Genomic DNA, 11160 nt, shown 5'->3' on the forward strand with positions numbered 1-11160 from the left:
CCTTGAATCAGTCATCTGGTGATTTGGGAATCCACTTTGTCCACACTACCTAGAGCGGCGCCGGCGGAATGTTCAACGTCGGCGCCGTCTTCAGGATGAAGGACAGGCACCACTCCGTCGCACGCTGCGCGTTGTTGTGTTCGCCGTCCGGGTTGCGCGTCAGCAGGCAGGCGGCGTCGGGCCTATGTTCGGCTTCGGGCCCGGCGTAGAGCACCAGCCCGCCCGCCGGACCGACGGCCTCGCGATACATCATCATCAGGGGACCGGAGGCGTGAACGCTGAACGTCTCGGCCTCGACCTCGGCCTCGGCCTCATTTGCGCCCAGCAGGACGCGGGCCTGCGCCTCGGGATCGCCCGGCGTCAGGCGGAAGAGCTCGGCCTTCAGCGCGTCGCCGGGTTCAGGCGTCATGGTGAATCGCGGCAGGTCTTGCGGGGCCGCCGTCAGCATCCCCGCGATGACGAGCCCAAGCAGCATCAGGCCGCGCGGCTGACGGCGAAGTCGGCCAGATCTTCCAGCGCCGAGCGCCAGTCGCTGGCCGGCAGGACCGACAGCGCCGCCTTGGCCCGGTCGGCATAGTCGCCGGCGGCGTCCAGCGTAGCTTCGACCGCGCCCGTCCCCAGGATCAGTTCACGCGCCCGGACGAAATCCTCGGGCGTGCGTTCGCCCTTGGTGATGACGCGGTCCCAGAACAGGTCTTCCTTGCCCTTCGTGCGCTGGACGGCCAGCAGCAGCGGCAGGGTCGCTTTGCCCTCATTGAAGTCGTCGCCCGCGTTCTTGCCGAGCGTCGCCGTGTCGCTGCCGTAATCAAGCGCGTCGTCGGCCAGCTGGAAGGCTATGCCCAAAGCCATACCGTAGTCGCGCAGCGCCTTGACCTGTTCCTCGGTCGCGCCCGCGCCCACCGCGCCCGACTCGGCGGCGGCGGCGAACAGTTCCGCGGTCTTGGCGCGGATGATCTGCAGATAGGTGGCCTGATCCAGGTTCAGGTCGTGGGCGCGGGTCAGTTGCAGCACCTCGCCCTCGGCGATGACGCTGGACGCCGTGGCCAGGATGCCAAGGGCGCGCAGGGAATCCGTCTCGACCATCAGTTCAAAGGCGCGCGCGAACAGGAAGTCGCCGACCAGCACCGACGAGGCCGCACCCCAGATCAGATGCGCCGCCACCTTGCCGCGCCGCATTTCCGAGCCGTCGACGATGTCGTCGTGCAGCAGGGTGGCGGTGTGGATGAACTCGACCGAGGCGGCCAGCTTCGTGGCGGCGGCGATGTCGCCCCGTGTCCCGACAGCGCGGGCGGCGGCGACGGTCAGCAGGGGGCGCAGGCGCTTGCCGCCCGCCGAGATCAGATGCTCGGCCAGCAGGGGGATCACCGGCACGTCGGACTGCATCCGGGCGATGATCAGGGCGTCAACCGCCGCCATGTCGTCCTTCGCCAGACGAACAAGAGCGTCCACATCGCCCTTGGGGCGGGGAGCGGCGACGAGAGCTGCGTCCACGAAAATCTCTTTCAACTCAGGGGGCGAAGGGGGAGATTCGCCCGGAAATCACACGCATCCGCTTGCTCGAACGCGATGCGGCGCACAATGGTGGCGGCGTCATGATGGGTCAAGCCGGGTCAAGCCTTACCGCCGTAGCGGATGTTGCGGAATCCGCCCTGCTGGGCGGTCGCGTGCGGCTGCGCCAACCTGTGAAGGGTTATCGCGCAGGCATGGACGCCGCCCTGCTGGCCGCCGCCGTGGACGCCAAACCGGGCGAGCGGCTGATCGAGGCGGGCTGCGGCGCGGGCGCGGTGCTGATGCAGGTCGCCGCCCGACGCCCCGGCGTCGCCCTGACCGGGCTGGAGCGCGATCTGACCGCCGCCGGACTGGCGCGCGAGAACGCCGCGCTGAACGGCATTGAGGACCGCGCGACCATTCTCAGCGGCGATGTGGCGCAGGGGTTTCGGGCGCTGGATCTTCCCCCCTTCGATTGGGCCGTCAGCAACCCGCCCTTCTTCGACGATCCCGGCGCGCTGCGGGCGCCCGGCCCCGGCAAGATGGGAGCCTGGATGGCCGACGACGGGCTGAAGGCCTGGACCGGCTTCCTGCTGAAAGCCGTGCGCGAAGGCGGCAAGATCGTGGTCATCCACCGCGCCGACCGTCTGGCCGACCTGCTGGCCCTGCTGGGCGAGAAAGCCGGCTCCTTCGCCATCCGCCCCATCCATCCCTACGCCGACCAGCCCGCCAAGCGGGTCCTGGTCCAGGCCATCAAGACCGGCAAGGCGCCGCTACGCCTGCTGCCGCCCCTGATCCTGCACGACCGCACCGAGGCCAAACACAGCCCCGAGGCCGAGGCCATCCTGCGCGGCGAAGCGGGGCTGGGTTGGTGATGACGCCTCTCCCTCCCCTTCATGGGGAGGGTGGCTGACGCGCAGCGTCAGACGGGTGGGGAGGGCTTGGCGATACGAAACGCGGCGACCTATTTGCCGAAGCCCCCCCCGGTTTCGCCGCTTCGGGCTCAACCACCCTCCCCAAAATGGGGAGGGAGAGGTATGACCGCCCCATGTCCCTGCGCCCCCTCTTCCCGACCCAAGTGTACGAAGCCTCGCTGGCCGCCGCGCCCGGCTGGGCCGAGCTGCACGAGGAAATCCTCGACCTCTGCCTGGTAATGGCCGAGGAGGACGAGGCTGGGATCGCGTGGTGCAAGACCAACCATTATCCGGGCTACACCTCCTACGGCTCGATCAACGACCTGCCGCACCGCTTTCCTGAGTTCGCCGAGCTGAAGAAGCAGTTGGACAAGCACGCCGCCGCCTACGCCAAGGCGCTGCACTTCGATCTGGCGCGCAAGCCCAAGCTGGACAATCTGTGGGTCAATGTCCTGATGCCCGGCGGCGGCCACACTGGCCACATCCACCCGCACGCCATCATTTCGGGCACCATCTACATCCACGTGCCCGACGGCGCCTCGTCGCTGAAGATCGAGGACCCGCGCCTGGTCATGATGATGGCCCGCCCCGGCTTGACCGCCGAAGCGACCGAGGCTGAGAAGCCCTTCGTCTATCTGAAGCCCGCCTCGGGCACGATCCTGATGTGGGAAAGCTGGCTGCGCCACGAGGTCCCGGCCAATCGCGCCGAGGAACAGCGTATCTCCATCAGCTTCAACTACGCCTGATCGCCCTTTCAAGGCCGCATTTGCCCTGAAGTCTGCCCTTCTGGTGAAGCTTGAGGGGGCCTCCATGCGGGCATTGGGACTGGCGACGATTCTGCTGACGGCGAGCCTCGCTGCGGGCTGCGGCGAACGGGCGGACGCTCAAACCACAGCCGAATCCGCCGCCGAGGGCGCGCCCTATGTGCTGAAAGGCGCCCAGGTCTGGTCGGTGCCCGACCCCGTCTCGGGCCGCGACTACGAGGTTTTCGTCAGCCTGCCCGCCAGCTATGAGGCCGAGCCGAACCGCCGCTATCCGGTCCTCTATGTCACCGACGCCGACTACGCCTTCCCCATCATCCGCCAGATCGCCCGGCGGGTGAATCTGAATGGTCCGGTGATCGAGGAGTTCATTCTGGTCGGCCTGTCCTACGCGGTGGGAGAAGGCGGCATGAGCAGCCGCACCCGCGACTACACTCCCGTCCGTATCAATGACCGCACGGGCGGCGGCGTCGCCTATCAGGCCTATCTGAAGACTCAGGCCCTGCCCTTCATCGAGAACCGCTTCCGAGCGGACCCAGAGCGCCGCATCCTGCTGGGCCACTCCTATGGCGGGCTGCTGGGGGCGCAGATCCTGTTCAGCGAACCGGAGCTGTTCGATGGCTATATTCTGGGCAGTCCGTCTTTCTGGTTCGGCGATCACGCCATGATGCAGACTGAAGCTGACTATGCCCGCGCCCACACGGACCTTCCGGCGCGGGTCCATATGTATATCGGCGAGTACGAGTTTCCGGGGTCAGGTCGCCTCAACACTCGCTATGACATGGTCGGAGACAACGCTCGTTTCGAGGAGCGCCTCCGGTCGCGCGCCTATCCGAGCCTGACCTTGACCAGCGAAGTGTTGAACGACGAGGACCACCTGACGGTCGCGCCAAGCGGCTTCACAAGGGCGCTGATGGCGGTCCTGCCCGCCAAGCCCTAGTTCCGCACGAACACCGCGTCCTGATAGACCAGCGAGGCGGGGCGACCGTCGGCGTCCAGTTTGAACACGATGCCTTCTCCTCGGAATGGAGTCAGTTCGACGCGCAGACCTTCCGGCTCGGCGAGATAGTCCGCCAGCGCCTGCTGCACGCCCATGGCGACCGACAGCCGGTCCCCAGCCTCACGGATCGTCAGCCTTCCATAGGCCGGATTGACGTAGTCGCCGACATAGGCGGCGTTCGGCAGCGACAGGGTGCGCGCCCGTTTCGCCCGCGCCTCCACGGTGCCTGCAATGCCGGTGCGGCGACGGTCGCGCTCAGCGATCAGGGCGTCGAGCCTGGCGTCATAGACTGCCTCGATGTCGGGCAGGCCGGCGAACCAGTCATACGCATAGTTGGCGACCACATCGGCCAGATCGCCGGAGAAGGCGTCTTCGTTGACCATGACGGCCACGCCCAGACGCCGCTCCGGCATAAAGGAAACGTGGGCACGCGAACCCGAGAAGTTTCCGAAGTGGTGGATCAACAGGTCTTCGCCGTACCGCCCGACCTGCCAGCCCAGACCATAGCCGGTGCGGACATAGGGGCCGAAAGTCGCGTCCTGCGCCACCTGCGACACATGGGTCGAGGCGACCAACCCTGCCGGCAACACCTGACGTCCAGCCACGCGACCGTCGTTGATCTGAGCCTCCAGCCAAATCGCCATGTCGTTCGCCGTAGAGATCAACCCGCCCGCCGACTGCATGGTGGCGTCGGTCTTTTGCAGCGGCGACCGCTCGGGCTGGCCGGGGATGCGCCCGAAATGACCGGCGGCGACCACGGCGGCCGTCGCCCGCGCCGCGTCGATGCGCGCCGTCGTGGCGCTCATGCCCAGCGGCGTCAGGACCTCTTCCTCGACCATGTCGCGCCAGTCGCGGCCCCAGCGACGCTCGCTCAGAACGGTGGCCAGGTTGTAGCCGGAGTTGGCATAGACGAACTGGCCGTAGGGGGTGTCGCGCGGTCCGGTCTCCGCCGTCAGCCGCCACAGCACTTCGGGCGTCCAGTCGCCGGAATAGGCGACACGAAACGCGATAGGATCATTGTCCACGCCCGAGCGGTGGCTCAACAGGTCGGTCAGGGTGATCCGGGCGGCGATGTCCGCCGGCACGCCGGACGGCGGCGCCCAGTCGGCCAGGGGCGCGTCCAGATCCACCTCGCCCCGCCGCGCCATGGCGGCCAGCGACAGGGCGGTGAAGCTCTTGGTGGCCGAGGCGATGTAAAATCGCGTGTCCGTCGTCACGGCTGCGCCCGTCGCCACGTCCGCCACGCCGAAGCCCGCCGCATGCACCAGCCCGTCCTGATCGACCACGGCCACGGCCAGACCGGGCGCCGCCTCGACCCGCTGCATCGCCCGGCTCGCAAAGGCGTCCATCGCCCGACCGAAGGCCGCGCGGTCCTGCGCGCTCGCCTCGCCAGCGGCGCAGACCAGCGCCGCCGCCAGCAGCGCCCCCATCGACCGTGATTTCATGAACCTCGCTCCCCTGCCCCCAGCGGGCCGACGGGTAGAGGCCGCGACGGGGGCGAACGGATGCAGCGCCTTCAAACCGCCCCGCGTTACGTCTAGAGATTTGCTCAAAGGGTCCGCGACGGCTACATCCCGCGCCAACCTCCCCATCAGATCAGACGACAGGGCGAAACCGCACCTCATGGCGCAGCAATATATTTTCCAGATGCAGGGTCTGACCAAGACCTTCCCCGGCGGCAAGAAGATCTTCGAGAACATCTGGCTGAGCTTCTACAACGACGCCAAGATCGGCGTCGTCGGGGTCAACGGCTCGGGTAAGTCCACCCTGCTGAAGATCATGGCCGGCCTGGACACCGAGTTCACGGGTGAAGCCCGCGCCGCCGACGGCATCAAGCGCGGCTACCTGGAACAGGAACCCAAGCTGGATGACAGCCTGAACGTCCGCCAGAACGTCGAGTCGTGGTGCGAAGAAAAGCAGTGGGTCAACCGCTTCAACGAAGTCGCCAACGAACTGGGCGAAAACTACACCGACGAGCTGATGGAGGAGATGACCGCCCTCCAGGAGAAGATCGACGCCGGCGACGTCTGGGACATCGACAGCCGCATCGAAATGGCCATGGGCGCCCTGCGCTGCCCGCCGGACGATTGGGAAGTCACCAACCTGTCGGGGGGTGAAAAGCGCCGCGTGGCTCTGGCCCGCCTGCTGCTCAGCAAGCCCGACATGCTGCTGCTCGACGAACCGACCAACCACCTGGACGCCGAATCCGTCGCCTGGCTGCAGCACCACCTGGAAAACTTCCCCGGCTGCGTCATCCTGGTGACCCACGACCGTTACTTCCTGGACCTGGTGACCAAGTGGACGCTGGAACTGGACCGCGGCAAGGGCCACCCGCACGAGGGCAACTACTCCTCGTGGCTCGAAGCCAAGCAGAAGCGCGTCGTTCAGGAGAACTCTGAATCCGAAGCCCGCCAGCGCGCCCTCACCCGCGAACTGGAATGGGTCCGTTCGGGCGCCAAGGCCCGTCAGGCCAAGTCCAAGGCCCGTCTGGCCGCCTATGAGCGGATGGTGGACGAGCAGGAATCGATGCGCGGCGCCCAGACGCACGCCCACATCCAGATCCCGCCTGGCCCGCGCCTGGGCAACGTGGTTCTGGAAGTCGAGGGCCTGAAGAAGTCCTATGGCGACAAGGTCCTGTTCGACAACCTGACCTTCAAGCTGCCGCCCAACGGCATCGTCGGCGTTATCGGCCCCAACGGCGCCGGCAAGTCGACCATGTTCAAGCTGATCACCGGCCAGGAAACGCCCGACGGCGGCACCATCAAGGTCGGCGAGACCGTCAAGCTGGCCTATGTCGATCAGTCGCGCGACGACCTAAAGCCGGAAGAAACCATCTGGCAGGCCATCTCGGGCGGCACCGACGTGATGATGGTCGGCAAGCGCGAGATCAACACCCGCGCCTATGTCGGCAGCTTCAACTTCAAGGGCGGGGACCAGCAGAAGAAGGTCGGCCAACTGTCCGGCGGTGAGCGCAACCGCGTCCACCTCGCCAAGACCCTGGCCTCGGGCGGCAACCTGATCCTGCTCGATGAACCGACCAACGACCTGGACATCGAAACCTTGCAGAACCTCGAAGAGGCTCTGGAGGAGTTCGCCGGCTGCGCCGTGGTCATCTCCCACGACCGCTGGTTCCTTGACCGTCTGGCCACCCACATCCTGGCCTTCGAAGGCGACGGCCACGTGGAATGGTTCGAGGGCAACTTCGAAGCCTACGAACAGGACAAGATGCGCCGCCTGGGTGCGGACAGCATCATTCCCAAGCGCATACAGCACCAGAAGTTCGGTCGCTGATAGAACTATGATAGGATGCGGGGCATGAGTGATCTCCTGTCCCGCATCACTATCGACCGCGAACAGAACGGCGGCCGCCCCTGCATTCGGGGCATGCGTATTCGAGTACAGGATGTGCTCGACATGCTGGCCGGGGGCGCCACGGCCGAGGAGATCCTCGCCGATTTCCCCTATCTCGAAGCTGACGACATCCGCGCCAGTCTCGCCTACGCCGCCGCAGCGATCGGCGACACGGCGGTCATCGCCGCGTGAAATTTCTTGTGGACGCGCAGTTGCCTCCGGCTTTGGCCGACTGGCTGCGCGGCCAGGGATATGACGCCGTCCACGCCATGAATTCGGTCGGCCTCGACGCGCCCGATTCCGCCATCTGGGAGACCGCCAGTGGCGAATGCCGCATCATAGTCACCAAAGACCGTGATTTCGCCATCTGGGCCGCAGCCCGACGGACCGGCCCCCAGATCGTCTGGCTTCGCCTCGGCAACGCCACCACCCGCTCGTTGCTGACCTGGCTGGAGCCGCGCTGGGCATTCATTGAGGAGCGCCTTGCAGAAGGCGCACATCTGGTCGAGGTTCGCGCATGACCCAGCGCCCCGCCATCCTGATCATGCAGCGGCACCTCGCGCCGCTCAGCGTCTTTCTCGAAAGCGCCTACGACGTCTATCGCTTCTGGGAAGGCCCGCCGATCGAGGCGGCCCACGACGTGCGCGTCCTGGTCGTTGCGGGCGAGTTCGAGCTGGACAAGGCCCTGATCGAGCGCCTGCCCAACCTGTCGCTGATCGCCTGTTTCACCTCGGGCTATGACGGCATCGACGTGGACTGGTGCCGCGCGCGCGGCCTGCCCGTCACCCACGCCCCCGCCATCAACCACGAAGACGTAGCCGACCATGCCATCGGCCTGATCCTGGCCGCGCGACGTCAGATCGCTGAGGGCGACCGTCAGGTCCGCGCGGGCGGCTGGACCCCGGCGTCGAAGACCATCACCCCGTCGATGGGCGGGCAGACCCTGGGCATCGTCGGCCTGGGCGCCATCGGCGAGGCCGTGGCCCGTCGCGCCGAGGTCATGCGCATGACCGTCCAGTGGTGGGCGCCCCGCGCGAAAGACGCCGCCTGGCCCCGCGCCGACAGCCTGCTCGACCTGGCCCGCGCCGCCGACGTTCTGGTCGTCGCCTGTCGCGCGGACGAGAGCAATCGGAGCCTGATCTCGGCGGAAGTGATCGAGGCGCTGGGGCCGTCGGGCCTGCTGGTCAATGTCGCGCGTGGTCAGCTGGTGGATGAAGACGCCGTGATCGCCGCCCTGCGCGACGGGCGGCTGGGCGGGGCTGCGCTGGACGTGTTCGAGACCGAGCCGACCGACGCTGCGCGCTGGGCCACCGTGCCCAACACCGTCCTGACGCCCCACACCGCCGGGGCCACGACCGAGGCGGTGCAGGGGATGCTGATGCTGCTGTTGCAGAACCTGTCGGCCCATTTCGCGGGCGAGCCGCTGAAGACGCCAGTCGTGGGCTAAGACGCACCACTCTTTTCCTCCCCATTTCATGGGGAGGGGGACCGCGTAGCGGTGGAGGGGGCGACGCCGCCCTCAGCCGTTGAGTCACCCCCTCCGTCACGCCGCCTTCGGCGTCGCGCCACCTCCGCATGAAATGGGGAGGAAAGGCAGGGCGCACGCCAACTCCATAAACAAGCGAACGATCTGTGCGGCTTAACCGCTGCATCAGCCCTGCTTACGGTCAGATTTCGCTTGCATAATCATATAAGGATATCCTTATATGCATGCATGACGCTGACTGCTGATCAGACTGTGGAAGCCCTGCGCGCCGCGGGCGAGCCGACCCGTTTGCGGGTGCTTTCCCTGCTGGCAGCCGAGGAGCTGTCGGTCATGGAGCTGTCGCGGGTTCTGGACCAGAGCCAACCGCGCGTGTCGCGCCACCTGAAGCTGATGGCCGACGCGGGCCTGATCGAGCGATTCCCGGATGGGGCGCGAGTTTTCTACCGTCTGTCGCACGACGCCCTGTCGCGCCGCCTGATCGACACGGTGCTGGACCTGCTGGACGACGCCGAGGGCGAGGCCGACCATCGCCGCCTGGACGAGGTGCGCAAGGAGCGCGCCATCGACGCCGCTCGCTATTTCGAACAGGTCGCGCCCCAGTGGGACCAGATGCGCAGCCTCTATGTCTGCGAAACGGCGGTCGAGACTGCCGTGGAACAGGCGGCCGGTCCCGGCCCGTTCGAGCGGGTCGTCGATCTGGGCACCGGCTCGGGCCGGATGCTGACCCTGTTTGGCAAGAAGGCGAAGATGTCGGTCGGGCTCGACCTTTCGCAGAACATGCTGAACATCGCCCGCGCCAATGTCTCCAAGGCCGGACTGGACAAGGTCGAGTTGCGCCACGGCGACATCTTCTCGACCCGCCTGCCCCACGCCAGCGCCGACCTGGTGATCGTGCATCAGGTCCTGCACTACCTGGCCGACCCCGCCGCCGCCGTGGCCGAGGCCGCGCGTCTGGTCATGCCGGGCGGCAAGCTGCTGATCGTCGACTTCGCCCCGCACCAGCTGGAGCAACTTCGCGAAGAGCACCAGCACCGCCGCCTGGGCTTCGCCGACGATGAAATTCAGGAATGGCTGACGAAGGCGGGTCTGACCGCCGACGCCCCGGTCGCCCTGCCGCCCGACACCGAAGGCCTGACCGTCCACATCTGGGCCGCCGAACGCGCCGCCGCCTCTGCTCGAAAGACCGCCTGATGGCCCCCTCCTCTCTCGCTGAAGCCCGCGCCCTGCTGTTGTCGCCCTTGGGCCCTGTCGCGCGCGCCGGTTCGAACCACAACGCCGTGAACGTCTCCTTCGAGTTCTTTCCGCCCAAGTCGGATGAGGCCGAGGCCAATCTGTGGTCCGCCATCCGTCGCCTGGAGCCGCTGAACCCGGCCTTCGTCTCCGTCACCTATGGCGCGGGCGGCTCGACGCGCGAACGCACCCACCGCACGGTGCAGCGCATCATCAGCGAGACCACCCTGCGCCCCGCCGCCCACCTGACCTGCGTCGAGGCCAGCCGCGACGAGGTCGATGAGGTCATCGAGGGCTACAAGGCCATTGGCGTCGATCATATCGTCGCCCTGCGCGGCGATCCGCCGGGCGGAGACGGCATCGGCGGCGCTTACGTCCCGCGCACCGACGGCTACGCCAACGCCACTGAACTGTCCCGCGCCATCAACAGCGTCGGCGGCTTCGACATCACCGTCGGCGCCTATCCCGAGAAGCACCCGGAAAGCCCGTCGATCGACCACGACATCGACGTGCTGAAGGCCAAGGTGGACGCTGGCGCCACGCGTGCGGTCAGCCAGTTCTTCTTCGACATCGAGGCCTTCCTGCGCTTCCGCGACCGGGTGCGTGCCGCGGGCGTGACCATCCCCCTGATCCCCGGCATCATGCCCGTGTCCAACTTCAAGGGCCTGAGCCGGATGAGCGCGGCCTGCGGCGCCGCCATCCCTGACTGGCTCGCGGCCCATTTCGACGGGCTGGACGACGATCCCGAGACCCGCAAGCTTCTGGCCGCCTCCATCGCCGCCGAGACCTGCGCGCGGCTGCAGGAAGAGGGCTTCTCCGACTTCCACTTCTACACCCTGAACCGCGCCGAGCTGGTCTATGCCATCTGCCGGGTGCTGGGCGTGCGTGAGGCCAAGGTCAATGCATAGCCAAACAGCCCTCCCCTTCCCC

The 11160-nt window shown here is 67.1% G+C and carries 12 protein-coding genes; 9 read left to right on the top strand and 3 right to left on the bottom strand.

Going from position 1 to position 11160, the window contains the following annotated elements; genetic code table 11:
• Window positions 1-49 precede the first annotated feature (49 nt).
• On the bottom strand, window positions 50-475 hold the full coding sequence (locus tag DXK21_RS15770; protein ID WP_114818718.1) for a hypothetical protein: 426 nt from the start codon (window positions 473-475) through the stop codon (window positions 50-52).
• Complete coding sequence (locus DXK21_RS15775; RefSeq protein WP_162790719.1) at window positions 475-1449, bottom strand: polyprenyl synthetase family protein; 975 nt, start codon at window positions 1447-1449, stop codon at window positions 475-477. Before DXK21_RS15775 ends, DXK21_RS15770 begins: the two co-directional genes overlap by 1 nt.
• Window positions 1450-1592: 143 nt before the next feature.
• Between DXK21_RS15775 and DXK21_RS15780 the strand changes: the two genes are divergently transcribed.
• The 3 genes from DXK21_RS15780 to DXK21_RS15790 all read left to right on the top strand — a co-directional run bounded on the left by DXK21_RS15780 (window position 1593) and on the right by DXK21_RS15790 (window position 4103).
• Window positions 1593-2363 carry a tRNA1(Val) (adenine(37)-N6)-methyltransferase gene (locus tag DXK21_RS15780; RefSeq protein WP_114818729.1) on the top strand — a complete coding sequence of 257 codons (771 nt, stop codon included), beginning with the start codon at window positions 1593-1595 and terminating at the stop codon, window positions 2361-2363.
• Between the two features lie 173 nt (window positions 2364-2536).
• Entirely contained in the window at window positions 2537-3148 is a 612-nt protein-coding gene (locus tag DXK21_RS15785) for a TIGR02466 family protein (protein WP_114818720.1), read from the top strand.
• Between the two features lie 64 nt (window positions 3149-3212).
• Window positions 3213-4103, top strand: coding sequence for an alpha/beta hydrolase (locus tag DXK21_RS15790; RefSeq protein WP_114818721.1), 891 nt, complete (start codon window positions 3213-3215; stop codon window positions 4101-4103).
• Here the strand turns inward: DXK21_RS15790 and DXK21_RS15795 are convergent.
• Entirely contained in the window at window positions 4100-5608 is a 1509-nt protein-coding gene (locus tag DXK21_RS15795; RefSeq protein ID WP_114818722.1) for a serine hydrolase, read from the bottom strand. The genes DXK21_RS15790 and DXK21_RS15795 overlap by 4 nt on opposite strands.
• Window positions 5609-5786: 178 nt before the next feature.
• Between DXK21_RS15795 and ettA the strand changes: the two genes are divergently transcribed.
• From ettA to metF, 6 genes are all read left to right on the top strand, one after another.
• The gene (gene ettA, locus DXK21_RS15800) at window positions 5787-7454 is read left to right on the top strand and encodes an energy-dependent translational throttle protein EttA (protein WP_114818723.1); all 1668 of its coding nucleotides are present in this window, start codon (window positions 5787-5789) and stop codon (window positions 7452-7454) included.
• Window positions 7455-7478: 24 nt separating this feature from the next.
• Complete coding sequence (locus DXK21_RS15805) at window positions 7479-7706, top strand: DUF433 domain-containing protein (RefSeq protein ID WP_114818724.1); 228 nt, start codon at window positions 7479-7481, stop codon at window positions 7704-7706.
• An 8-nt stretch (window positions 7707-7714) separates the two neighbouring features.
• Entirely contained in the window at window positions 7715-8035 is a 321-nt protein-coding gene (locus DXK21_RS15810; protein WP_211306062.1) for a DUF5615 family PIN-like protein, read from the top strand.
• A complete protein-coding gene (locus DXK21_RS15815; RefSeq protein WP_114818726.1) occupies window positions 8032-8961 on the top strand; it encodes a 2-hydroxyacid dehydrogenase in 930 nt (309 codons plus the stop codon). The genes DXK21_RS15810 and DXK21_RS15815 overlap by 4 nt, the downstream gene beginning before the upstream one ends.
• Window positions 8962-9228: 267 nt before the next feature.
• Window positions 9229-10191 carry an ArsR/SmtB family transcription factor gene (locus DXK21_RS15820; protein ID WP_114818727.1) on the top strand — a complete coding sequence of 321 codons (963 nt, stop codon included), beginning with the start codon at window positions 9229-9231 and terminating at the stop codon, window positions 10189-10191.
• On the top strand, window positions 10191-11138 hold the full coding sequence (metF, locus tag DXK21_RS15825; protein WP_114818728.1) for a methylenetetrahydrofolate reductase [NAD(P)H]: 948 nt from the start codon (window positions 10191-10193) through the stop codon (window positions 11136-11138). The genes DXK21_RS15820 and metF overlap by 1 nt, the downstream gene beginning before the upstream one ends.
• The last annotated feature ends 22 nt before the right edge of the window (window positions 11139-11160 follow it).

The organism is Brevundimonas bullata, from assembly GCF_003350205.1.
Taxonomy (GTDB): Bacteria; Pseudomonadota; Alphaproteobacteria; order Caulobacterales; family Caulobacteraceae; genus Brevundimonas; species Brevundimonas bullata.

Excerpts from the sequence above, each read along its gene's own strand:
- DXK21_RS15795 (WP_114818722.1), bottom strand. The coding sequence starts at position 5,608 with ATGAAATCACGGTCGATGGGGGCGCTGCTGGCGGCGGCGCTGGTCTGC.
- DXK21_RS15780 (WP_114818729.1), top strand. The coding sequence starts at position 1,593 with ATGATGGGTCAAGCCGGGTCAAGCCTTACCGCCGTAGCGGATGTTGCG.
- DXK21_RS15770 (WP_114818718.1), bottom strand. The coding sequence starts at position 475 with ATGCTGCTTGGGCTCGTCATCGCGGGGATGCTGACGGCGGCCCCGCAA.
- ettA (WP_114818723.1), top strand. The coding sequence starts at position 5,787 with ATGGCGCAGCAATATATTTTCCAGATGCAGGGTCTGACCAAGACCTTC.
- DXK21_RS15820 (WP_114818727.1), top strand. The coding sequence starts at position 9,229 with ATGACGCTGACTGCTGATCAGACTGTGGAAGCCCTGCGCGCCGCGGGC.
- metF (WP_114818728.1), top strand. The coding sequence starts at position 10,191 with ATGGCCCCCTCCTCTCTCGCTGAAGCCCGCGCCCTGCTGTTGTCGCCC.
- DXK21_RS15805 (WP_114818724.1), top strand. The coding sequence starts at position 7,479 with ATGAGTGATCTCCTGTCCCGCATCACTATCGACCGCGAACAGAACGGC.
- DXK21_RS15815 (WP_114818726.1), top strand. The coding sequence starts at position 8,032 with ATGACCCAGCGCCCCGCCATCCTGATCATGCAGCGGCACCTCGCGCCG.
- DXK21_RS15790 (WP_114818721.1), top strand. The coding sequence starts at position 3,213 with ATGCGGGCATTGGGACTGGCGACGATTCTGCTGACGGCGAGCCTCGCT.
- DXK21_RS15785 (WP_114818720.1), top strand. The coding sequence starts at position 2,537 with ATGTCCCTGCGCCCCCTCTTCCCGACCCAAGTGTACGAAGCCTCGCTG.